The sequence below is a fragment of the Arenibacter sp. F26102 genome, assembly GCF_023015865.1.
Classification (GTDB): domain Bacteria; phylum Bacteroidota; class Bacteroidia; order Flavobacteriales; family Flavobacteriaceae; genus Arenibacter.
On record NZ_JALKBC010000002.1, the window covers coordinates 50956 to 74475 of the forward strand.

19 protein-coding genes and 1 tRNA gene are annotated in these 23520 nt (G+C 38.9%); 11 read left to right on the forward strand and 9 right to left on the reverse strand.

Translation table 11 applies throughout. The annotated features are described in order from the left end of the window. Nucleotides 1–3: 3 nt before the first annotated feature. Entirely contained in the window at nt 4–3102 is a 3099-nt protein-coding gene (locus MWU78_RS02715; protein ID WP_246994755.1) for a TonB-dependent receptor, read from the reverse strand. A 749-nt stretch (nt 3103–3851) separates the two neighbouring features. Here MWU78_RS02715 and MWU78_RS02720 point away from each other — a divergent pair. Together MWU78_RS02720 and MWU78_RS02725 are read left to right on the forward strand one after the other, a co-directional pair. Next, on the forward strand, nt 3852–6377 hold the full coding sequence (locus tag MWU78_RS02720) for an alkaline phosphatase D family protein (RefSeq protein WP_246994757.1): 2526 nt from the start codon (nt 3852–3854) through the stop codon (nt 6375–6377). A gap of 148 nt (nt 6378–6525) precedes the next feature. Continuing rightward, on the forward strand, nt 6526–8037 hold the full coding sequence (locus MWU78_RS02725) for an arylsulfatase (RefSeq protein ID WP_246995284.1): 1512 nt from the start codon (nt 6526–6528) through the stop codon (nt 8035–8037). Between the two features lie 329 nt (nt 8038–8366). Here the strand turns inward: MWU78_RS02725 and MWU78_RS02730 are convergent, their stop codons facing one another. The 5 genes from MWU78_RS02730 to MWU78_RS02750 all read right to left on the reverse strand — a co-directional run bounded on the left by MWU78_RS02730 (nt 8367) and on the right by MWU78_RS02750 (nt 10561). Then, a complete protein-coding gene (locus MWU78_RS02730) occupies nt 8367–8621 on the reverse strand; it encodes a TIM barrel protein (RefSeq protein WP_246994759.1) in 255 nt (84 codons plus the stop codon). Between the two features lie 203 nt (nt 8622–8824). Further along, nucleotides 8825–8998, reverse strand: a complete 174-nt coding sequence (locus MWU78_RS02735; RefSeq protein WP_246994761.1) for a hypothetical protein — start codon at nt 8996–8998, stop codon at nt 8825–8827. A gap of 328 nt (nt 8999–9326) precedes the next feature. After that, nucleotides 9327–9836, reverse strand: coding sequence for a hypothetical protein (locus tag MWU78_RS02740; RefSeq protein ID WP_246994762.1), 510 nt, complete (start codon nt 9834–9836; stop codon nt 9327–9329). A 158-nt stretch (nt 9837–9994) separates the two neighbouring features. After that, the gene (locus tag MWU78_RS02745; RefSeq protein ID WP_246994764.1) at nt 9995–10312 is read right to left on the reverse strand and encodes a hypothetical protein; all 318 of its coding nucleotides are present in this window, start codon (nt 10310–10312) and stop codon (nt 9995–9997) included. A gap of 51 nt (nt 10313–10363) precedes the next feature. Then, nucleotides 10364–10561, reverse strand: coding sequence for a hypothetical protein (locus MWU78_RS02750; protein ID WP_246994766.1), 198 nt, complete (start codon nt 10559–10561; stop codon nt 10364–10366). A 389-nt stretch (nt 10562–10950) separates the two neighbouring features. Here MWU78_RS02750 and MWU78_RS02755 point away from each other — a divergent pair. Then, a tRNA-Val gene (locus tag MWU78_RS02755) sits at nt 10951–11025 on the forward strand. 23 nt (nt 11026–11048) lie between these two features. Here the strand turns inward: MWU78_RS02755 and murF are convergent. Both murF and gldJ read right to left on the reverse strand, forming a co-directional pair. Continuing rightward, nucleotides 11049–12323: a UDP-N-acetylmuramoyl-tripeptide--D-alanyl-D-alanine ligase gene (murF, locus tag MWU78_RS02760; RefSeq protein WP_246994768.1), complete on the reverse strand. Its 1275-nt coding sequence runs from the start codon at nt 12321–12323 to the stop codon at nt 11049–11051. A gap of 67 nt (nt 12324–12390) precedes the next feature. Beyond that, nucleotides 12391–14055, reverse strand: coding sequence for a gliding motility lipoprotein GldJ (gldJ, locus tag MWU78_RS02765; RefSeq protein WP_246994770.1), 1665 nt, complete (start codon nt 14053–14055; stop codon nt 12391–12393). Between the two features lie 421 nt (nt 14056–14476). Here gldJ and porV point away from each other — a divergent pair, with 421 nt between their 5' ends. The 7 genes from porV to MWU78_RS02800 all read left to right on the forward strand — a co-directional run bounded on the left by porV (nt 14477) and on the right by MWU78_RS02800 (nt 21658). Then, nucleotides 14477–15622 (forward strand): type IX secretion system outer membrane channel protein PorV, encoded by a 1146-nt coding sequence (porV, locus tag MWU78_RS02770; RefSeq protein WP_246994772.1) that lies wholly within the window; start codon nt 14477–14479, stop codon nt 15620–15622. A gap of 88 nt (nt 15623–15710) precedes the next feature. Next, complete coding sequence (gene cdd, locus MWU78_RS02775) at nt 15711–16196, forward strand: cytidine deaminase (RefSeq protein WP_246994774.1); 486 nt, start codon at nt 15711–15713, stop codon at nt 16194–16196. Nucleotides 16197–16392: 196 nt separating this feature from the next. Further along, nucleotides 16393–17391, forward strand: coding sequence for a pyruvate dehydrogenase (acetyl-transferring) E1 component subunit alpha (gene pdhA, locus MWU78_RS02780; RefSeq protein WP_246994776.1), 999 nt, complete (start codon nt 16393–16395; stop codon nt 17389–17391). A 4-nt stretch (nt 17392–17395) separates the two neighbouring features. After that, nucleotides 17396–19048: a pyruvate dehydrogenase complex dihydrolipoamide acetyltransferase gene (locus MWU78_RS02785; protein WP_246994778.1), complete on the forward strand. Its 1653-nt coding sequence runs from the start codon at nt 17396–17398 to the stop codon at nt 19046–19048. 253 nt (nt 19049–19301) lie between these two features. After that, nucleotides 19302–20324 carry a M20/M25/M40 family metallo-hydrolase gene (locus MWU78_RS02790; RefSeq protein WP_246994780.1) on the forward strand — a complete coding sequence of 341 codons (1023 nt, stop codon included), beginning with the start codon at nt 19302–19304 and terminating at the stop codon, nt 20322–20324. Beyond that, nucleotides 20324–21004, forward strand: a complete 681-nt coding sequence (locus tag MWU78_RS02795; RefSeq protein ID WP_246994782.1) for an SDR family oxidoreductase — start codon at nt 20324–20326, stop codon at nt 21002–21004. The genes MWU78_RS02790 and MWU78_RS02795 overlap by 1 nt, the downstream gene beginning before the upstream one ends. Nucleotides 21005–21016: 12 nt before the next feature. Continuing rightward, complete coding sequence (locus tag MWU78_RS02800; RefSeq protein ID WP_246994784.1) at nt 21017–21658, forward strand: HAD family hydrolase; 642 nt, start codon at nt 21017–21019, stop codon at nt 21656–21658. Between the two features lie 11 nt (nt 21659–21669). Here the strand turns inward: MWU78_RS02800 and MWU78_RS02805 are convergent, their stop codons facing one another. Beyond that, the gene (locus tag MWU78_RS02805; protein ID WP_246994786.1) at nt 21670–22725 is read right to left on the reverse strand and encodes an AI-2E family transporter; all 1056 of its coding nucleotides are present in this window, start codon (nt 22723–22725) and stop codon (nt 21670–21672) included. Nucleotides 22726–22915: 190 nt separating this feature from the next. Here MWU78_RS02805 and MWU78_RS02810 point away from each other — a divergent pair, with 190 nt between their 5' ends. Continuing rightward, nucleotides 22916–23518 carry a SprT-like domain-containing protein gene (locus MWU78_RS02810; RefSeq protein ID WP_246994788.1) on the forward strand — a complete coding sequence of 201 codons (603 nt, stop codon included), beginning with the start codon at nt 22916–22918 and terminating at the stop codon, nt 23516–23518. The last annotated feature ends 2 nt before the right edge of the window (nt 23519–23520 follow it).

A 23520-nucleotide genomic window follows, 5' to 3' on the forward strand; every position in this document is an offset into this window, starting at 1 on the left:
AAATTAATTAAATGTAACTGACCATCCTATTTGAATAATCCTAGGTAATGGAGAAGGTCCACCATCTTGGCCACTGGCCAGGGTAAAATCACCTTTCTGGAAGCTTTGGGCCCTTGTAACTTCTGGGTCATATCCAGAATATTTTGTAAATGTTGCTAGATTTTGCACCCCAAGATAAAAGCGCATTCTGGAAACAAAATTTCCGGTCCAGTTTATTAATTGATCTTGAGGCAAGGTGTAGCCGATTTGTATATTCTGAATTCTTAAATATCCGGAGTCTTCTATCCAACGATCTGAATATCGAGTATTGCCATTTGGGTCATCCCTTGTTAATCTGGGAATGGTATTACTCGTGCCTTCACCAGACCAACGATCCAATATTGAAGTGCTAAAATTATTAGAACCTGTCATGCCTTCCAAGTCAATTCTAGCTGAATTGTAAACTTGTTTGTCGCCAACTCCCCTTAGGTTCATAGAAAGATCAAAGCCTTTGTATTCGCCTTGTATATTGAAACCGTAGAAAAAACCTGGAAATGGATCTCCTAATATGGTCCTATCATCCGCATCCACTTTGCCATCGCCCGTAACGTCCACAAACCGAATATCCCCCGGTTCTAGTCCTGAAGAGAAGGCATCAGGCAAGGCAGCATCAACTTCAGCCTGATTTTGATAAATGCCATCTGTCTTGTAGCCGTAAAAATGGCCAAGACTTTCTCCTACAATAGTTCTATGTGTTTGGGCTCCTCCGATACCAGAAATAATTTGAGGTATTTGTCCCAAATCTGTTACTTCATTTTTAACAGTGGTTATATTTCCTCCTATGCTATAATTAAATTCTCCGATAGAATTATTATAGTTAATTGCGAACTCTATACCTGAATTCTTGATTTGCCCAATATTCGCATCAGCAGGCAAAAAGTAGCCTGAAACGTAAGGAACCGGTAAACCCAATAATACGTCGTCAGTAGTCTTGTTATAATAATCAAATGTGCTAGTAAGCTTGCCTTTTAAGAAACTTGCATCGACACCAATATCTAACTGTTTACTGGTTTCCCACTTTAAATCGGCATTTGCGAAGTTCACAGGTGCAGGTGCATTGGTTACAACTTGTCCGTCTCCTATAACGTAATATATGTTGGTGTTCAGGGCACTTAAATATGCAAAATTTAAACCTGTAAATTGATTTCCGGACTCACCATAGCCCGCGCGTATTTTCAGGTCGTCTACAAAATCTCCTTTAGGAAAAAAGTCTTCTTTAGAGATTCGCCACCCAAGTGATGCTGATGGAAATACATCATCTCTATTTGCTTCAGCAAATCTAGAAGTAGCATCCCTTCTAACATTGAAAGTGGCTAGATATTTTCCTTGATAATTATAGGTCAGCCTTCCTAGCCATCCCTGTAGTGTCCATAGATCCGCTTCGTTTGCCGAGGCCACGGAATTTCCACTGGAGGCAAAATTATTGTTCACCAAGTTTCTACCTTGAATCCTTACTTTGTCGAACTTAAATTTGGTCTGCTCGAATCCTACCAGTGCACTTATGTTATGGTCGCCGTCACCAAAGGTTGTGTCATAAGCCAATGTTGCGGCTGGTGTAATGGTTAACTCTACGGGTCGGGATTGAACCAATAATGATTGTCTTGTGGAAGTACCGTCAAAAGTGGTTTCCGCTTGGAAAAATTCACCTTTACCTACATTGTAATCGACTCCAACAGATGTGCGGAATTTCAAACCCTCAAATATTGTAAGTTCCCCATAGAAATTACCTAAAACTTTTCTAGTTTGAACCGTGGTTAAATTGACCCTTGGGTCATTCCTGAAAATATAATTATTACCTGTTCCATCTCCTCTGGTCTCTGGGTTTTCAAGGTTGTATCCATAAGGTCCGTCTCCGTAGATTTTATAATATGGGGCATTAAGTGAAGAGTTGTAACCAGCTAAAACGCCCCCTTCAGCCTGAGTAGTCCTATCTGTTGAGCTTATTAAAAGAGACTGCCCAAAACGTAGATGTTCTCCTGCTTTTATGTCAGAATTTGCTTTAAGCGAATATCTTTCAAAGTCTTGCCCTGCCTCATTGCCATCTTGGGATAAATATCCTCCCGAAATAAAATAATTGGCATTCTCAGTACCACCGCTTACTGTTAAGTTGTGATTTTGCATATGGCCTGTTCTAAATACTGCATCCTGCCAGTCTACAAAGGGTTGCCCGCTAAATTGTGATACATCCCTGCCCAACTGACCTTGAATGTCAATATATTGTTCAACATTAAGGACATCTATTTGGTCCCTTACAGAACTAGCCCCTATATAACCATCATAGTTAACCTTAGCCTCCCCAGACTTGCCTCTTTTGGTAGTAACAATAATCACCCCATTGGCAGCCCTCGCCCCATATATAGCTGCAGAAGCTGCATCTTTTAGTACATCTATAGATTCTATATCATTTGGATTGAGACCTGAAAGCGGATTGGAATCAGTTGTGGAATTAGTATTAACCGTAATGTTGGTTGTCTGCACTAATGGAACTCCGTCAATTACCCAAAGAGGGTCGTTTACACCCGGAGTACCAATACCTCGTATCCTCACATTTATAGGGGCTCCGGGATCTCCACTTCTATTGGAAATATTAACTCCGGAAATGGTTCCCGCCAAAACTTGGTCTGGACTGGTAATAGGTTTGGATACTATTTCAGCAGCTCCAATTGACCCTACAGCACCAGTAAGATCGGCTTTTCTTTGGGTGCCATATCCAACAACAACAACTTCACTTAAGGCCTGGGCATCCTCTTCCAAGGTTACATCAATGGTTGTTCTATTGTTAATATCAATTTCTTTTTTGGAATAGCCAACATAAGAAAATACAAGAGTTGTGGCACCCGAAGGCACTTCTATAACGTAATTTCCATCAAAGTCGGAAACACTACCTACGGTGGTGCCCTTAACAACAACACTGGCTCCAGGTAAAGGGCCATCTACATCAGAAATAGACCCGGTTATGGTCACTTGGGAATAAAATGATTGGGTCCCAAGAAATAATAAAAACATGACAATAAGGTGAAATACCCTAGAATCATTAAATTTTTTAATGGGTTTTTTCATCATGAAATTGTTTTAATGAGTTAGTTCAAAATTGAAAAGCTAGTGCCATAATTTTATTATTACCACACAAGCCGTTACAAGCTAATTTAAGAATAAATGTTAACAATGCGTTAATCTTTGTGAAATTATTACTTGGTATTTGGTTTAAAAAGTTAATTAATTGTGTTTTTGTTAAATGAGGACAATAAGTATTGAAGTTAAATTTGGATAAAGAAATTGTAAATGGGAAATTTTTTGTTCGCTACTTTTTGCATAAAAGCGAATAGGGAAATACTCGGGATGCATTTCTTTTTAGTAACTAAGAATATTGCCAATATTACTTTATAGGACCGTTTAGGCCAATTGCCTCTTGGGAAGGCTGTCAGCCTTATAGGTTAGCCATTTTTTTATTAGTTATCGCCAAATTGGCAATTATAGTTGCCGGCGTCTCCTATTTCATAAACACTTTCATTGAATGTAAATTTTACATTTAATGAAATTTTGTATATTAAGCTCCGCAATACAATTGACTATTCTAAGATTGAGTAGTACTTAGTTTAAAATAGGATTGGACGAGGTGTTGGTAGGAGATTTTTGGGGTGCACCATTCCCAAACTCCACCTTATATCCAACCACATCCAAAAATATAGATCCTCAGTCTAGGTGGTATGTTACCACCAAGAATTTCCGGGAAGGTGTAGACGATGTATGGCCGATTCCAGAGTCGGAAATCAATGTAAATCCCAAGTTGGGGAATTAACCCTATTGCTAAAATGGTTTTAAAGAGAAGAAATTTTATTCAAAAAGTAGGGTTGGCAATTCCAATAATTGCCAACCCTTTCTCCAATATATTCGCCCAAAGTGGAGTGTTGGACAAGGCTCTAAACAGTAATTCAAAAAAGGCCATTGCCTTTAATTTTGAAAGTTTAAATGACAGGGTTTGGATTGGAAAGGATTTTTGGAGTATTCCCATGGAAGATTGGGAAATAGGAAATAAAAGACTGGAGTTTAAAGGGACTATGCGGAATGCCCGCTTACATCTACTGACCTATGTACTTAAAAAGGACAAGGGGGATTTTCGCATTAAAAGTAGAATTGGGCTGTTAAAAAATAATAATGACAAAGGGAGTGTCGGTTTTTCCATCGGAATAAAGGATACTACGGATCCCAATAGTGTAAAGGCGGCCTGTTATTTTGGTGAAGGATTATCTACTGGTATTTCCCTGGAAGGCAAATTGTTTGTAGCCGACAAAGAAGCTCAGCTTCCCCAAAATTTTGATTTTAACGATTTTACTCTGGAATTTGAGGGGTCCCCAAAAAAGGGGGATTACGAATGTAATTTGATCGCTGTGGATAAGGATGATCGAAAAGCGGAATTAGCCTATCATCATGCTGGTGAAATTGAAGGTCTGGTGGCTTTGGAACAGAACATGAACGAAAGGGAAGGTAGTACCTTTTGGTCTCGGTCAATTGCCCTTGATGGTACAAAGGTGGAATATGTTCCCGATAACAGTTTTGGGCCTATCTTTTGGGCCATGTACATGCTTTCAAAGGGGAAACTTAAATTAACGGCACAACTCCCCCCAGTAGGTAACAAGGATTCACAAAAGGTGGAGCTTCAATTTTTTAAGAAGGGTAAATGGGTCAAGGAAGAAAAAGGCGAAATTGATCCCGTATCCTATAGTAAAATTTTTTCAATAGAAAATTGGGATTCGGCTCAAGATACACCTTATCGTTTGGTTTATTCCATAGACAAGGAAAAGCATTATTATAAAGGTGCTATAAGACAGGAACCGAATGACCGGCCACTGCGATTTGGTGGTTTAACCTGCCAGGAGTGGGCAGGATATCCATACCGTCCCTTGGTGGAGAATCTTGAAAAATCCAACCCGGATATGCTTTATTTCTCCGGAGATCAGTTATACGAGGGCAATGGAGGATACCCTATTAAAAGAGAGCCTGAGGATAGTGCCATTTTAAATTATTTGGGAAAATGGTATATGTTCGGTTGGGCTTTTGGAAATATTATGCGCGATCGGCCAACAATTTGCACGCCCGATGACCACGATGTTTATCAAGGTAATCTTTGGGGAGAAGGAGGGGAAGGCATTTCATTTGAGAAATGGAAAAAAGTAACCGATGCCCATGGAGGACTCGTCCAGACTCCAAAAATGGTCAATGTTGTTTACCGTACCCAATGTGGACACCTTCCAGATCCCTATGACCCATTGCCCTTAACATCAGGAATTACAAATTGGTTTACCCAAATGGTTTACGGTAAGGTTAGTTTCGCTATTGTAAGTGATAGATTATTTAAATCCGGTCCGGAGATGCTCCGGAGTGGGGAAGGTAGGATAGATCATCTTACCGCCCCGGCCAAACCGGAAGAACTTGATTCCAATGACCTGGATTTCTTTGGAAATCGTCAAATGGAGTTTTTGAATGGCTGGATCCAAGATTGGAAGGGAGCGGATATGAAGGTGCTGTTAAGTCAGACTTTATTTTCCAATGTAGGTACCCATCACGGTCCCAGAAAGCAATTCTTATTTGGCGATTTGGACTCGGGAGGTTGGCCCAAATCCAAACGGGATGAGGTAATACGGACCATAAGAAAAGCTTCTGTTTTTCATATAAACGGGGATCAACATTTGCCCTTTATGGTACAATATAGCGTAGATGAAGTACGGGATGGGGGCTGGACCTTCTGTACCCCGGCAATTTCAACGGGTTACCCAAGATGGGGACAACCAGATTCGGTCAATGTACCTTTTACGGATAGACCAGCACATGGCTTGCCCAATACGGGCTGTTATCGCGATGGATTTGGAAATATTAATTATATCTATGCCGTTGGGAATCCGACCGACGATTTTGACCTAGAGAAAAACAGATATTTAAAGGCTCAGAAAAAGGCATCCGGTTTTGGGATAGTTACTTTTGATACCGGAGCTAGGACCATAAAAATGGAAGCAATCCGGTTTTTGGCGGTCCTTGGGGTGGAATCCGAAGAAAACATTTACCCCGGTTGGCCATTGACCATTGGCCAAGATGATAACGACGGCCGAAGCGCCTTGGGCTACTTGCCGAAATTACAATTAAAAGAATCCAACCAAGTTGTAAAGATTATTAATGAGGAGACCAATGAAATAGTGAAATCCCTAAGGGTTAAGGGCAACGAATATATTCCTCCCGTTTACTCTTTGGCCAAGTACACTTTGGTGATAGGGGAAGGGCAAAATGAAAAGATCATTAAATCGGTCGATATAAGTACGGACCCCAAGGAGGTCATGGAGGTCTAGAATAAATACGAAACATGTGTTAAATGCCAGCCAAAAACAAAAGGGTAGTATCTTACAGGCTGCTAAAATCAAAATCAGTAAATTAATTAAATAGAATATGAAGATTATCAAAAAGAGTTTGTTCCAATCCGCACTGGTTGTTTTGCTTATGCTGGGATGTAAATCCAAGGCAGAAAAAGAGGTTGCTGTTGTGGAAAGTTCTAAAAAACCCAACATTGTATTTATTTATATGGATGATCTTGGCTATGGGGATATGAGCGCCTATGGTGCCACCGAGATCAGCACTCCAAATATGGATGCCCTGGCAAAGGGAGGAGTGCAGTTTACCAATGGCTATGCCACCTCTGCCACCTGTACCCCAAGTAGGTATGCCATATTAACCGGTAGGTATCCCTGGCGCAATAAGGACGCCAAAATATTACCGGGAACTGCTCCCTTGATTATTGATACGACCCAAATTACGGTTCCCAAAATGCTGCAGGAGAAAGGCTATGCCACCGGTATTGTGGGGAAATGGCACTTGGGACTTGGTAGTGGCATGGTAAACTGGAACCAATGGGTATCGCCTGGTCCCAATGAAGTGGGTTTCGATTATTCCTATATTCTGGCGGCAACACAGGATAGGGTGCCAACGGTTTATATTGCCGATGGTCACGTAGACGGATTGGATCCCAACGACCCTATAGAAGTTAGTTATAAGGAAAATTTTGAGGGCGAGCCAACAGGATTGGATAATCCGGAATTGACTACCATGAAATGGCATCATGGGCACAATAACAGTATAGTGAACGGAGTGCCGCGAATAGGATTTATGAAAGGTGGGGAGGCTGCCAAATGGAGCGATGTTGATATGGCGGACCATTTTCTGGCCAAGGCACAACAGTATGTAAAAGAGCATAAAAACAAACCTTTCTTTTTGTATTATGCCTTGCAACAGCCACATGTACCACGTACACCCCATCCGCGTTTTGTAGGGAAATCCGATATGGGTCCCAGGGGAGACGTTATTCTGGAAGCTGATTGGATGATAGGAGAGTTTATGAAAACCTTGGAAGAGGAGGGAATATTGGAGAACACATTGATCGTCTTCTCCAGTGATAACGGCCCGGTGGTGAATGATGGCTACTATGACGACGCCGTAGAGAAATTGGGCAACCATACCCCGGCAGGAATATTAAGGGGAGGTAAGTACAGCTTGTTCGAGGCAGGTACCAAAGTTCCCTTTATTACCTATTGGAAAGGCATCATTGCTCAAGGAAAATCCGATGCCATGGTCTGTCAAGTGGACTTGCTTACTTCAATGGCCGCTTTGGTGGGAAGTGATAAAACAGGTGAGGATAGTGAGAACCTTTTGGATGAATTTTTAGGCAAATCCAATAACGGGAGGGATCAATTGGTATTGGAAGCTACCTCAAGAACGGCCTTCAGAAAAGGAAATTGGGCTATGATTCCACCTTATAAGGGACCTGCGGTTATTAAGTCGGTCAATATAGAAATTGGAAATTCAGAAGAATATCAACTTTATGATTTAGAAAAAGACCCAAGTCAAAAGGAGAATTTGGCAAAATCCAATCCTGAAAAACTTCAGGAATTGGTTGCTGATTTTGAAAAAATTAGAGGTATTTCAGATAGTGGTATTCAAGACTTGGAACTCAAATAAGGTGTGCCAATTACCCATAGCAAGGAGGAAAGAATTGAATCTATAGATTTCCCTACCCGAATGTGGGCGATTGCTGTAGTGGTATTTAATAGGTATATGAGAAATGGAAAAGGGAAATACCTTTATTTGACTCTCACGGTTGGAAGAATCTATCTGTCCATAATGCCACGGCATGTCCGTATTTTGGATGGTATATTCAGAATAGGAAAAAGTTGGTTGTGATAAAATCTTAGAATAAAAGTCTATGTTTTGAAGACGGACCGAATGTATTTATTGTTAGAAAAATAACTATCAAACATATCCGTATTTTCAGGAACAGCACCTTCTATCTATACCAATCCTTCATAGTCGATATCATCAATCGCCTTTTTTATCTCTTCAAAATCTATTCTGCCTTGCCCCAATAAATAACCGTTCTCTTGGGCATGGAATTCACAGATATGCTTTTTACCCAACCAAAGGATTTCCTCATAAATATTGTAACCCATTTTGTTGGAATCGGCCACGTTATAATATACTTGTACGTTGGGCGAACCAACGGCATTTATGAATTCCAAATATTCTTGGGAGGGGATAAAATCCAATAAATAAAAAGATTCAATCCATATAATTGAAGGCTACAAACGTGGTACTTTATCAGTAAAAATTCTGAAATTGGGCAGGCAGTTTATGGTTTGACGTAATTTAGACTTCCTAGGACTCAAAATCAAGTTTGAGGATATTATCGTTTTGGCGACGAGAGTGACTAAAGTTGTATTGATGAGGTAGGGGGTGAAGGCACAAAAGCTTAAAATTGATTCTTAGGACCTTCATTATTCTTTCTGATTTCCAAATCGTAAATGGAATCCAAGTCTATGGGGTGTCTTCTTTTTGAAAAAAACATACCATGAAGAATTACTAAAATGGTGCCTCCTGCAAAGCACAGATTCAGTACGAGTATAATGCTTATGATCTGTGACATGATATTTGTTTTAAAGGTTATGCAAATGTCGAAAATAGGGGAAGCTATGTGTTATATAATTATTGTAATCAGTTATATAATTAGTCTAAAATGGACGGTCTCTATATCGACAACCATTTTTGTTCAATTTAAACAAAAGCCTTTTTATGGGAATGGCTATTGCTTCATTCTAATTTTAATGGAAGATAGTGAGTATATGTAATCCTCTAAATGGGAATTGTATAGTTGGTAGGATTTTCTGCACAATTGGTTAAAAGCAACTGTTCATTAAATAGCAATTGATTTATTTTGGAACTTGGCTATTGATGATCTTTATAAACAGGGCACATTATTCCGGAACGATCCAAGTATTGGTAGAATTGTGCTTTCCTACAACTACAATTTTATAGAATTTGGAAGGATATTTGCCTAAATCAATTGTGGGGGTGTTATTATATGCCTTCATCTTTTTGACCAATTTATAAGGGTCGTTCATGCCATTTCTAAATCCGTTCTCAGTACTCAGATAAACTTTCAATTTCTCTTTGCCGGCATAACACCTCCAATAAAGGGTAAGTTCTTTACCTTGGGCCGTTGCCTTCAAATCGCTTACAGAAATCTTTCCTGAAATAGATACCCCATCTATTTCAAATGCTCGATGGCGCTTAGGTGAAATTTCCAAACTTCTGAGCATTGCTGGCAAAATATCCACTATTCCTGGAGTTCCTTCAGTAAAATAATTGTTTACATCACGGGCATTGGTTACGATCCAAGTTAACGTTCCCGTTCTGATTGTCCGCCATGTCCCTTGCCAGTTTCCTTGTCCCTGCCATGGTCTGTTGTGATAAATTTTCGCCAATCCTCGCCATAGTTATTTTGTCTAAACTCCATGGCATTGAAAAGTCTTCCTATTTGTTGGTCCATAATGGTTATGGTATTATGAAATTGCTCGCTATCACCATATCGGTGTCCCAAGTCATCTGTATATTCAAGATATACCCATGAGAGATCTGGACTTTAAGCTTTGATGTATCTAGCGGCTTCATTTACAACTTTTTCATCAATTTTATGTATGTACTGTTGGTTTTCGTCATGTGGGAAGTTTTGGGTGTCCAACTCGAAGCCATCAAAATGATAATTTAATATTAGGTGATCGGTTTGGGGAAGGCCCTCCCCAACTAATTTTGTTCTATTGTCTCGCCAAGTCGAGAAAATGGACGTTTTTATTTCGCGCCTATGTTCCTTGGCATATCTAAAAATAGTCCAGTAATTATAATTGGGGTCTTTAATACTGTTGACCCACACATTGTGCTTGTTGGCCCAGGTGCCGGTCAATAAGCTATTGTATCCTACCGCGGAGGTGGTAGATGCTCCGAATAGCCATCTTTAATAAATACCCCCAACGTAGGCACGTGTATATCCTCCTCGCTCCGCAATTGCATCCAAGTTGGGTGTGGCCAATTGTTCTATTACGTCAGCAGAAATCCCGTCTACAATAACGAACACTATTTTACTGCTTGGCTTTTGCCCGAGCAGGGTAGTGAAATAAGTAAAACTGAAAAATAATAGGAAATGAATTTTCAAAATGAAGACTGATTATTACAATAAGGTTCAGGTATAAATTTACTTTTACTTTTGTTGAAGTAAGAACCCATTATTCAAAAATATTTAAAAATTTCCGAGTGATTGAATCAATATTAAGACTATTATATTAGAGTAGTTTGTAGGTTTATTACGTTTATTTACAAGGGGTTGGCTTCCTGTTAAATAGAAAAGGCGAAAATTTATAGTCTATTGGATATCTTTGAAGGTACTGCAATTATAAGGTGAAGCTTGTTGGTCTTAATTTGCTTAATAAGAAGCCCATTTGGTATCCAAAGGAAATAATATTTTGGAAAAATATTGTCTATGGTTGTTTTAAACTCTCAAAATTGGTGTAATTTTGACGGACTATTTTCTGTAATTACAGTAATGGGGTATTAGCTCAGTTGGTTTAGAGCGCTGCCTTGACAGGGCAGAGGTCACTGGTTCGAATCCAGTATGTCCCACAAAAACGCCTCGATCTTGTATCCTATAAGATGTCGAGTATTCTTTCCAAAGCCATTCCTCTAGAGCCCTTTATCAGGATAGTGGCGTGTTCCAGAGTACTGTTCTTAAGAGTTTCCTTGAGCTGGTCAAAGGATTTGTACTTGTTCAGATAACCTTTTGTTTTATAAAAGTTTTCCCCAATTAAATACACTTGGTCAAAATTCATATTGGTGACCAGATCGGATATTTCCTGATGTTCTTTTTCAGCAGTTTTTCCTAGTTCGAACATATCTCCCAAGAAAACAATTTTATGGTCGGCCTTTAATTGCTGAAAGCTCTCTAATGCAGCCGTCATACTAGTAGGATTGGCATTATAGGCGTCCAGAATAATATGATGGCCATTTTTATTAATTATTTGTGATCGATTGTTTTGGGGCGCATAATTTTCTATTCCTTCTTTTATTTTATCAAGGTCTACGTTAAAGTATTGTCCCATTAAAATTGCTGCACAGCAATTTGTGAAGTTATAGCGGCCCACCAGTTGGGTTGAAATAATGGTATTGCCAACGGCTATTTTAACAAATGGATCGGCACTAACAAGTTTTATTCTAAAGAATTGATTGTCTTCTTGACTATATCCATATTTTTCAACTACCGAGCCTAATTTGTTTTTTTGAATTGGATCATCTGCATTGAAAAAAATGGACTTACCATGGGTTGTTAGATGGTCGTAAAGTTCACTTTTGGCTTTTATAACCCCTTCTTCACTGCCAAAACCTTCCAAATGTGCTTTTCCAAAATTGGTGATATATCCGTAATCAGGCATTGCCAATTGGCATAAAAAATTTATTTCCTTGGGATGGTTAGCGCCCATTTCTACAATGGCCATTTCAGTATCGGGGGTAATTGAAAGTAAGGTTAATGGAACACCTATGTGATTGTTGAGATTGCCTTTTGTGGCAATGGTTTTATATTTTTTGGAAAGAACGGCGGTAATTAGTTCCTTGGTGGTTGTTTTGCCATTGCTCCCAGTAAGAGCAACAACTTTGGCCTTGCAATAATTTCTGTGAAATTTGGCTAAGTTTTGGAGGGTGGTTAGAACATCCTTCACGAGTATGGTCTTGGAGTTTACGGCAAATTCCCGCTCATCTACAACAGCATAGGAAGCACCTTTTTTTATGGCTTCCGCAGCATAGGAGTTTCCGTTGAAATTATCTCCCTTTAGAGCGAAAAAGATACAATCAGGGCTTATTTTTCTAGTGTCGGTACAAACCTGTGGAAACTCTAAAAAGAGTTGGTGCAGCTGTTCTATTGTCATAAATCTAAGATATAAAAAAAGCCCTTTTTACAAAGGGCTTCTTATATATTTATTTGAAGGTTTGAGCCTACTTGGCTTTCTTACCTCTAGGGGTTTTGTTTTTTGTTTTGGATTTTGAACCTACCCTAGACATAGCACATCTAAAACCAATATAGTCTGTTGCCATGTATTGTGGTAAATATCTTCTTTGTGCAGGGTCTAACCAATAGGCCCTATCTCTCCATGAACCCCCTTTGAAAACCCTAACTTCGTCATTTATTAATGAGGTTCTGTTATTGGATTTGTCATAAGCTCTTATGATATTTCCTGTGGAATCTACCTGTACCTTACTCACTGGGGAGTCGTACATTTTCTTTTTATTCTGTTCGTCCTCGTCCTCATCACTAAACCTGTCATAAAATCTTGTAGAACCTGGCTCGCCATCTCTATATCCACGGTTATCACTGGAAGAGAAATTGGTTCTCAAAAAGGTTTCTTGTTCATCTACGGGCACCATTTTTATTTCCCCTGGTAAATTCACCGCTACAATTTTCCCGTTTGGCAAGGTGTCATAAATAATGGAATCTCGAATCACATTTACTTTTCCGTCTTTTCCAATGGCTGTTTTCATATAAACATTACCACGGTAATAGTTAAAGTCACTTACCTCGTCATCTACGATAGGTCTGTATACATCGGCTACCCATTCGGCTACGTTTCCGGCCATATCATATAATCCAAAATCATTGGGTTTGTATGACTTAACTTCAGCAGTGATATCGGCACCATCATCAGACCATCCAGCAATTCCGCCGTAATCTCCTTTTCCTTGCTTAAAGTTGGCCAATTGGTCTCCTCTCCCTACTCTTTGACCATTTCTGGTATAGTCACCTTCCCATGGATATTTTTTTCTACCTCTATAGTTGTTGTATTCCCTGCTTCCAATTTGTGCTTGGGCTGCGTATTCCCATTCTGTTTCTGTAGGTAATCTATATTCAGGTAAAATTATTCCCGAACTTCTTTTTGCAAATGCGGAAACTGAATCTTTTTTCATTTTCCCTTGTAAGGAATCTATTTGGCCGTTATATACGGATTCGGGTCTATTTAAATAGGCCTCTGTACTAAAGCCTCCTTCTGCTTCGCCATTAATTACTTTGTATTTGGCCTCTTTTGAAAGATAACCTTCTCTTTCCAGCATTACCTCATTAACACGGTCTGTCCTCCATTCTGCAAATTGGGTCGCCTGGATCCAGCTGACACCAACCACGGGATATTCCGCATAGGCTGGGTGACGCAGGTAATTATTGGTCATAGTTTCATTAAACCCTAATCTGTTCCTCCATACCAAGGTATCAGGCAAGGCACCAGTGTATATATGTGCATATTTAGGGTTTTCCGGAGGATAAACACTCTTTAGATAATCTAAATATTCCAAATACATAACATTTGTTACCTCGGTCTCATCCATATAGAAAGACTGTACGTGCTGTGAGGTGGGGGTGTTGTTCCATTCATGCATCACGTCATCTTGAACCTGACCTCTTGTAAAGGTCCCGCCTTCTACAAAGGTTAAGCCAGGAGCAGTTTCCTGCTCTTTAAAGTCTGAATTGTACTGAAATCCACCTTCCTTGGCGTTAATATTCCAGCCGGTAGCTCTTGAAACATTCTTAGAGGAGGATGAGTTTTTACAACTTGAAAAACCACCAGCTACAATAGCGCAAGAGAGTACAACTTTGATGAATTGTTTTTTCATAATTAGGACTTGAGTTCAAAAGACAAACTACCTATTAAAGGAGTTTGCGATTCATATTTTATTAATATTTTGTGTCGCTTTCGGCATATAAAACGATGATTAAGGCATAATATTTTGTTAATTGAAAAAATTAATCAAATTATTTAACATGCAAATAGCATCGCTTAACATGAATAACGACTTAAAATTTATTATAGTATGGACATTTGATAATTCTTTATAAAATATTGTTTATGCTTTATTTCAATTGTAACCCTTGACCTATTTTTTGTAAGTAAAACGATAAATTAATTTTAAATAACACACCATTCAGATAAGATATTTTTAAAATGGTCGTTAATAAATGTATATGAACTAAAATTGTCTTGATAATTCAATTAAATTTAAGAGTTTTACGACTAATTTTATTAGCTTGTTAAAAATGAAAAAACTTTCAATATTATTCCTATTTGTTATTTTAGGTAAAGTGTCGGCGCAGGAAGATAGAGTAATTACTACTGCAGTGCCTTTTTTGACCATAGCCGCAGATGCTAGAGCATCCGGTATGGGCGATATGGGCGTAGCAACTTCTACAGATGCTTTCTCGCAACAATGGAATCCCGCGAAATTTGCTTTCGCCGAACGAAAAATGGGAATAGGTTTAAGTTATACCCCCTATTTGGAAAGTATAATTACCGACATTGCTTTGTTAAGTGCCAATTTTCATAATAAAATCAATGACCGAAGTGCTTTTGCATTGAGTATTCGATATTTTACTTTAGGAGAAATAGAACTTAGGCAATTTGCAGGAGATCAGGCAAGATTGGCCAAACCCAATGAAGTTGCTTTTGATGGTTCCTATTCATTAAAGCTTAGTGAAACCTTTTCCATGGCCGTTTCAGGGCGCTATATCAGCTCCAATCTTAAATTACCGGATAATGGTAGCGAGGATTCCAAAGCAGCGAGTTCGTTCGCAGTGGATGTTTCCGGGTTTTATCGCTCACGGGAAATAGCTTACAATAGATTTGATGGCCGATGGAGAGCAGGGTTTAATATTTCGAACCTTGGAAGTAAATTGAAATATGACGATGCCGGACAGGAGAATTTTTTACCTACGAATTTGAAAGCAGGTATTGGGTTTGACTTTATTTTAGATCAAGATAATGTGTTGGGGTTTACTACGGAGTTTAATAAACTGTTGGTGCCTACACCACAAGACTATAATAACGATGGTGTAATAAATGGAACTGATAATGACGAATACCAGCAAACTACTTTTTTTGAAGGGGTCTTTAAATCTTTCGGTGATGCACCTGATGGATTTAGTGAGGAGTTAAAAGAACTTACATGGGCACTTGGGGCGGAATACACCTATCAAAATGCGTTTATGTTGAGGACAGGATATTTTAATGAAAGTGATTTAAAAGGGTCAAGAAAATTCTTCACCTTGGGTGCTGGATTTAGATTTAAATCGGCTCAAGTTGATCTATCCTATCTGTTCTCTTCCTCTAAGGTGAGAAATCCACTGGAGAATACGTTGAGATTTTCCCTTACATTTAATTTAGGGGAGGAATTTTTGAACTATTAAATTGATATATCTATTATAGCTTATAAACAAAACCTGCCCAACAGCAGGTTTTGTTTATTTTTACCCAATGCTAAAGTGTTGATTAAATATGAATATAAGAAGAATATCGTTTGATCTTATGGTCTATGGATCTGTCAAGGAACTGGAACAGCAAGATCAGGAATTAATGAAAGAGGCGGTGGAAGCTAGAAAAAGGGCTTATTCCCCTTATTCAAAATTTAATGTTGGAGCAGCTGTTTTATTGGAAAACGGTGAAATTGTTACAGGTAATAATCAAGAAAACGCATCCTATCCGTCCGGATTATGCGCGGAAAGAGTAGCAATATTTTATGCCTCTGCAAAATACCCTGGAATTGCTATTGAGACCATTGCCATAAGCGCTACCTCCGAAAATTTTGTGGTTGATAAACCTGCTGCTCCATGTGGGAATTGCAGGCAGTCTATTTCAGAATATGAAATAAAACAACTTAGGCCAATATCGATAATCATGTCCGGGGAAACCGGTGAAGTATTAAAATGTAGCTCTGTAGCTGACATTCTTCCTTTGGCTTTCAACAGCACCTTTCTTGGTTAGATATGGAATTTGTGGCATTTTGGATTTAAATTTTAAGCATTTCTCAACTATTCCCAATTTTGTTGTATATAATTGCTTTATGCGAAGCTTTTGATTTAATTTTTTTTCCTATTGATTTATATATGTATTTTTGTTCTCCATTTTTATCTTAAACTTGTTTTTGATAAATGCCAAATACTACATAAATTATCAATTAATGGAAAAAATAACCAAAGAGGTCTACCTTAAATGGTATGAGGACATGCTGTTCTGGAGAAAGTTTGAAGATAAACTTGCTGCAGTATACATTCAACAAAAAGTACGTGGATTTTTACATCTTTACAATGGACAGGAAGCTGTTCTTGCTGGGGCATTGCACGCAATGGATCTTACCAAGGATAGGATGATCACCGCCTACAGGAATCATGTTCAGCCAATAGGGATGGGTGTTGATCCCAAAAAAGTTATGGCAGAACTCTATGGTAAAGTTACCGGAACTTCCCAAGGTATGGGAGGGTCAATGCATATTTTTTCCAAAGAACATAGGTTTTATGGAGGCCATGGCATTGTAGGAGGTCAAATTCCACTAGGTGCAGGATTGGCTTTTGCCGATAAATATTTTAAGAGAGATGCTGTAACCTTATGTTATATGGGAGATGGTGCCGTTAGACAAGGTTCTCTTCACGAAAGTTTTAACTTGGCAATGCTTTGGCAATTGCCGGTTGTTTTTGTTTGTGAAAACAATGGATACGCAATGGGGACATCTGTAGCTAGAACTTCACATTCAACCGAAATTTGGAAATTGGGATTGGGATATGAAATGCCTTGTGGACCTGTAGACGGAATGGATCCGGTAACAGTGGCCAAGGAGATGAGCAAGGCTATTGAGCGTGCTAGATCTGGAGGTGGCCCAACTTTTCTTGAAATGAAGACTTACAGGTATAGAGGTCATTCCATGTCTGATGCTCAGCATTATAGAACCAAGGCAGAAGTTGAGGAATACAAGAAGATTGATCCAATATCCCAAGTATTGACTGTTATAAAAGACAATAAATATGCTTCGGATGCCCAAATAAAGGAAATTGATGCCAGGGTAAAAAAGATGGTTATAGAGTGCGAAAAATTTGCAGACGAATCGGATTATCCGCCTGTAAATCAATTATATGACATGGTATACGATCAAAAAGACTATCCATTTGTACAACATAAAATATAACTAAATGGCAGAGGTAATAAATATGCCGAGACTTAGCGATACCATGGAAGAAGGGACCGTTGCTAAGTGGCTGAAACAAGTAGGGGACAAGATAGAAGAAGGTGATATATTGGCGGAAATTGAAACCGATAAGGCTACCATGGAGTTCGAATCTTTTAATGAAGGAACTTTATTGTATATTGGAATTAAGGAGGGTGATACAGCACCAGTAGATTCACTTTTAGCCATTATTGGTGAAAAAGGAGAGGATATTTCTGGATTGTTGAACAGTTCATCTTCAGAGGCCAAGGAGGAAAAGCAAGAGGAAGCTGCGCCTGCGAAAGTTGAGAAGGAATCTCCGAAGGCAAATGGCGGATCTGCCAAAATCCCTGAGGGGGTAGAGATTGTTAAGATGCCTCGCCTTAGTGATACTATGGAGGAGGGCACAGTGGCTACCTGGTTGAAGAAAGTTGGGGACGAAGTTGAAGAAGGGGACATTCTGGCCGAAATTGAGACCGATAAGGCTACAATGGAGTTTGAATCGTTTTATTCCGGTATCTTATTATATGTTGGAATTAATGAAGGGGAAACCGCACCGGTAGATTCTGTACTAGCCGTAATAGGTCCTAAAGGTACGGATGTTGATGCGGTATTGAGTGCCGGATCTGGTTCTGGTGCTGTGGCTGGAACAGAAAGTGCTCCCGAAGAGACCAAAAAGGCTGAAAGTCCTTCTAGCAACGGTCAGGAATCTACTGCTATCTCTGCCAATGATGGTCAGAGAATCTTTGCATCACCATTGGCAAAGAAAATTGCACAGGATAAAGGGATTGATTTAGCAGAAGTTAAAGGCAGTGGTGACCAAGGTAGGATCATAAAGAAAGATGTTGAGGAATATCAGCCAAAACAAAAATCAGCTGAAAAGGCCGGTCCCGTACAGGAGAAGGCGGCATCTACGCAAACTGCTGTTGCGGCGCCCATTAATTTGCCTGTAGGGCAAGAGGGAACCGAAGATGTAAAGAATTCGCAAATGCGCAAGGTAATTGCCAAGCGTTTGGGAGAATCCAAGTTTTCCGCTCCACATTATTATTTGACCATTGAGGTAGATATGGATTATGCCAAGACTTCAAGAGAACAAATTAATGGCTTGCCAGACACCAAGGTTTCTTTTAACGATATGGTGGTAAAGGCTTGTGCTATGGCGTTAAAAAAGCACCCACAAGTAAATACCTCGTGGAACAATGAGACGACCAGATATAATCATCACATACACATCGGAGTGGCGGTTGCCGTTGAAGAAGGCCTTTTAGTGCCAGTACTTAAATTCGCAGACCAAATGACACTAACTCAAATTGGTGCTTCGGTTAAGGATTTGGCAGGTAAGGCAAGGAATAAGAAAATTAGTCCAGCCGAAATGGAAGGCAGTACTTTTACCGTTTCCAATTTGGGGATGTTCGGAATTTCTGAATTCACTTCCATCATTAACCAGCCTAATTCTGCAATATTATCTGTAGGAGCAATTGTCCAAAAGCCAGTTGTTAAAAATGGGCAGATCGTAGTTGGAAATACAATGAAGGTAACATTGGCCTGTGATCATAGAACAGTGGATGGAGCCACAGGGGCCCAGTTCTTGCAAACACTAAGAGCGTACTTGGAGAATCCGGTTACCATGTTGGCATAGGTCCATGGCTTTTATTTTGATTTGGATTTTATGTTAAATAATTTCCATGCAATGAGATAATATAAGTAACAGGAAGACATGGTCTTTAAATAATTATATAAAAAGCATCCTGATTTTCAGGATGCTTTTTATCTTTAAAACTATATCATTTTTATTGATTATTTGGGTCCTCTTGGCCATTTGTGGTACATTCCCGTTCATTTAGAAATAAAGATGAAATTTTTTAATGTGGTTATCTATTAAAAATTATTATATGAAAAACATAATTTGTCTGGCAATCCTTTCTATTGTAATTGGGTGTGGTGGATCTAAAGTTGACCAGACCGTTAGGTTGACGAATCCGTCCAGCGCTTCTGGGACAATTGCCAGTGAAGCTGCCCTTAAAACCGCTCGAAAGAAAGGAGTATTAAATTTTTCCACAGATGAAAGAGTTGGTGGGGTAATAACTTATTTGGCCTCCGATGAATTAAATGGAAGGGAAGCGGGTAGCGAAGGAATAGAAATGGCAGCCAAATATATTGAAGGAATTTTCAGGAATAATGGAGTTAAAACCTATTTTGAAAGTTATAGGGACACATTGACCAATTTTGAAAAGCCAGCTTATAATGTGGTTGGTTATATTGAGGGTACAGACAAAAATTTAAAAAATGAATTTATTATAATTGGTGCCCACTATGATCATATAGGTGCGGCTGAACCCGTTGCCGGTGATCATATTGCCAACGGCGCCAATGATAATGCTTCAGGAACCACTGCGGTCTTGGAGTTTGCCCGCTATTTTGGGAGGTTTGGAAAGAATAAGCGAAGTATAATTTTCGCCCTGTTCAGTGCTGAGGAAAAGGGGCTCTTAGGGTCTAAGCACTTGGCTAAAAAGCTCAAGGAACAAAATTTAAACCTATATGCCATGCTTAATTTCGAAATGGTAGGAGTTCCTTTGGTGGGAAAAGATTATTTCATGTATGTAACAGGGTATGAGGAATCTAATTTAGCAGATATATCCAACGCCTATGCCAAAGAGAAATTGGTTGGATTTCTTCCAACGGCAAAAGAATTCAATTTGTTTCAAAGATCGGATAATTATCCCTTTCATACGGAGTTTGGGGTGCCTTCCCAAACCTTTTGTACCTTCGATTTTACCAATTTCGACCACTACCATAAGGTTGGTGATGAGGTTTCTATAATGGATTTTGATCATCTTGCCTTACTGGTAAATAAGACTATTCCAGTTTTAAAAGATATAATTAATGCCCCTATCAGGGAGATAGAATATAAATAATGGCAAATATTGTAATTACGGGAAGTAGTAGGGGGATTGGTTTTCAATTGGCACAGCTATTTGCCAATGACGGACATAAGGTATTGGCCCTTTCAAGAAATAATGCACCCATAGCGGCATTGGGACATGGGAATATTTCCAGTTTTTCGTTTGATTTGGCTAATAAGGAGGATTATGGCCAGTTGGATGATTTCCTGAAAAATAACTGGAATCAGGTAGATGTCTTGGTAAACAATGCAGGTAAACTATTGAACAAGCCTTTTTTGGAAACCTCCATGGAAGAATTTGAAGAGGTGTATAAAGTCAATGTTTTTGGAGTGGCGAGCATTACTAAAAGAATTATCCCCTTAATGCCCAAGACAGGGCATGTGGTTACCATAAGTTCTATGGGTGGGGTTCAGGGCAGTGTAAAATTTCCGGGATTATCTGCCTACAGTTCCAGTAAGGGGGCCGTAATTACGATGACCGAATTATGGGCCGAAGAATTTAAGGAATCAGGACCGTCATTTAATGTGTTGGCCCTAGGGGCAGTGCAAACGGAAATGTTGGAGGAAGCTTTTCCAGGATACCAGGCGCCAACCACCGCTTTGGAAATGGCAAATTATATCAAGGATTTTGCACTTACGGGAAATAAACTTTACAATGGTAAATTGTTACAGGTGTCGAATTCCACTCCTTAATCAACTTTAAACATGAAAGAATACAAGTGTATTATATTTGATTGTGATGGGGTGCTGGTAGATAGTGAGGTGCTAGGCAACCAGGTGTTTGTGGATATGGCTAATGAATACGGTGCTGATATAGATATTTCCTACGCCATGCATCATTTCAAAGGTGGTTTTTTAATGGACAGCATCCGACAGGTGGAAGATATTATTCAAAAATCATTGCCATTGGATTTCGAAAGTGAATACCGTCAGAGGTCTTACGAAATCTTTTCAACCCATCTTAAATCAGTTGAGGGGATTGAAAAAGTCTTGGAAAAATTGACTATTCCTTTTTGTGTAGCCTCAAGTGGACCACAGGAAAAAATTAAAAGGAATTTGCACACTGCCGGTCTATTGTCCTTTTTCCTTGGCAATATCTACAGTTGTTATGATATTGGAAAATGGAAGCCAGATCCGGCAATTTATTTACATGCTTCAACAACCATGGGTTTTTTGCCAAATGAATGCCTGGTAATAGAGGATTCCTATAAGGGAGCACAGGCAGCCACCTCTGGTGGGTTTGATGTCTATGGGTATGCCCTACACAATGAAGACCCTAATTTTGAAAAGGAAGTGACCAAAACGTTTGAAAAAATGGACGATTTAATTTCCTTATTGAAATTATAGTCTACTGCCTTTTATTTTTTCAGTTGAGCTTTTAACGGTTTGTTCCCAGAAATGAGACTGGCTATTATTTTTGTTTGTGGGAACTGCTCCAGAATAATCTTGATGAAAACGGTAATTGGGATTGCCATAATCAATCCAGGTACTCCCCAAATATATCCCCAAAGCATTAACATTACCAATACGGTAATAATATTTATGGAAAAGGATTTGCCCATAAATACTGGCTCCAATATTGAGCCGAACAAAACCTGCACCCCGGTAATGGAAACCACAAAGAATAAGAGTGTGCTTGAAGGTTCCAGTTCTACAAAAGCAAATAGTGCTAGAAGTACTACCGAAATAATGGAACCTACCATTTGAACAAAATTTATGGCAAAAGCGAATAATCCCCAGAAAATAGGAAAGCTCACGTCAAAAAATACGCAGGCCAGCCCAATTCCGATTCCCGTAAAAAGGCTTACCAAGAATTTTACCTTAATAAATGTTATAATATCCTTTTCAACCTTAACAAACGTTTTTACCGAGGTATGCTTTTGTTTAAGAATGGTATTGTTCATTAATTTCTGCACGTTAATTGATTCTGCCAGCCAAAGCACCACAAAAAACACCGTCATCAAGATCATGGTAAGGGTATTGCCAATGAAATCCAATGTTGTACCAAAGTTCTTCATCATGCTTTCTTTGGGGATAAAATTGTTGATGATGTTTTCTTCTTTGGAATAAGGAATACCCAGATAATCTTCCATTCCTATTAATAAGGCTTCCAGTTTGGTCTCCGCTTTTTCAAAAAAGGCGTTGTTGGTAGATAGTATTTCCTTGCTGGTAAGTTGAATTAGTTCTCCGCCAATTTTTAGGGCTCCTATGAAAATCAGTAGAACAATAAAAATACTGATAGGTTTGGATACATTTTTTTTATTGAGCCATCGCATAATGGGTAGGAACAATAGAGTAATGAACATAGAAAAAATAAGGGGAATGAAGATAAACGAAAGAAGTTTTAGTAAATAAAACACTAAGGGCACTACAATAATAAGGAGTAGCTTATTGGTGGTTCTTAAATCGTTCATATGTAATGTAATAATTATTTTGTGCTATGATTGTTGGGAATGCAAATTTAGTAGAAAGAAGTTGTCTTTGGTAGTTAATAATAATGTAAATATTGCCAATAAACCTATTTTGCATCAAAGGTTAACTTAATTGTGGATAAAATACTTGTGTTAATTCAATTAAGATCTTTAAATTTCTAATTTTGTTACTATGCAGGACACTTTAAAAAAGTATCTTCCTGAAAGGGCCGTAGGTTTAAGTATGGAACTTATAAAGGAAAACGGCGTACACCTAAAGATTGTAAATCAGAGGGTTACCAGGCATGGGGATTATAGAAGGATGCCCAATGGGTCTCATCAGATTACCGTGAACGCCACCCTCAATAGATATCGATTTTTAATTACATTGGTCCATGAAATAGCACATTTGGTTGCTTTTGAGAAATATGGAAGAAAAATTAAACCACATGGATTGGAGTGGAAAAGGACATTTCAGTATTTAATGCTGCCCTTTTTAAGGCCGGAGGTCTTCCCCAACAATCTTTTGCCAATGTTGGCCAAGCATTTTAGAAACCCAAAAGCGAGCAGTGATACGGACGCTGGACTATCTTTGGCCTTAAAACAATTCGATATTCAGGATAAGGAAAAATCCTATATTTTTGAATTGCCTCATGGGAGCGTTTTTAGAATATACAATGGGAAACTATTTCAAAAGAAAAATAAAAGGGTAAAGCGGTACGAATGTATCGAAGTAACTACCGGCAGGGTGTATCTTTTTCAGCCCAATGCCGAGGTAGAATTAATAAAAGATTAGAA

What these genes read in the sequence shown, in the direction of transcription:
- pdhA (WP_246994776.1), top strand. Translation starts at nt 16,393, where the DNA reads ATGGAAAAAATAACCAAAGAGGTCTACCTTAAATGGTATGAGGACATG.
- gldJ (WP_246994770.1), bottom strand. Translation starts at nt 14,055, where the DNA reads ATGAAAAAACAATTCATCAAAGTTGTACTCTCTTGCGCTATTGTAGCT.
- MWU78_RS02720 (WP_246994757.1), top strand. Translation starts at nt 3,852, where the DNA reads ATGGTTTTAAAGAGAAGAAATTTTATTCAAAAAGTAGGGTTGGCAATT.
- MWU78_RS02795 (WP_246994782.1), top strand. Translation starts at nt 20,324, where the DNA reads ATGGCAAATATTGTAATTACGGGAAGTAGTAGGGGGATTGGTTTTCAA.
- porV (WP_246994772.1), top strand. Translation starts at nt 14,477, where the DNA reads ATGAAAAAACTTTCAATATTATTCCTATTTGTTATTTTAGGTAAAGTG.
- MWU78_RS02790 (WP_246994780.1), top strand. Translation starts at nt 19,302, where the DNA reads ATGAAAAACATAATTTGTCTGGCAATCCTTTCTATTGTAATTGGGTGT.
- MWU78_RS02800 (WP_246994784.1), top strand. Translation starts at nt 21,017, where the DNA reads ATGAAAGAATACAAGTGTATTATATTTGATTGTGATGGGGTGCTGGTA.
- MWU78_RS02725 (WP_246995284.1), top strand. Translation starts at nt 6,526, where the DNA reads ATGCTGGGATGTAAATCCAAGGCAGAAAAAGAGGTTGCTGTTGTGGAA.
- murF (WP_246994768.1), bottom strand. Translation starts at nt 12,323, where the DNA reads ATGACAATAGAACAGCTGCACCAACTCTTTTTAGAGTTTCCACAGGTT.
- MWU78_RS02805 (WP_246994786.1), bottom strand. Translation starts at nt 22,725, where the DNA reads ATGAACGATTTAAGAACCACCAATAAGCTACTCCTTATTATTGTAGTG.
- MWU78_RS02735 (WP_246994761.1), bottom strand. Translation starts at nt 8,998, where the DNA reads ATGTCACAGATCATAAGCATTATACTCGTACTGAATCTGTGCTTTGCA.
- MWU78_RS02785 (WP_246994778.1), top strand. Translation starts at nt 17,396, where the DNA reads ATGGCAGAGGTAATAAATATGCCGAGACTTAGCGATACCATGGAAGAA.
- MWU78_RS02715 (WP_246994755.1), bottom strand. Translation starts at nt 3,102, where the DNA reads ATGATGAAAAAACCCATTAAAAAATTTAATGATTCTAGGGTATTTCAC.
- cdd (WP_246994774.1), top strand. Translation starts at nt 15,711, where the DNA reads ATGAATATAAGAAGAATATCGTTTGATCTTATGGTCTATGGATCTGTC.
- MWU78_RS02810 (WP_246994788.1), top strand. Translation starts at nt 22,916, where the DNA reads ATGCAGGACACTTTAAAAAAGTATCTTCCTGAAAGGGCCGTAGGTTTA.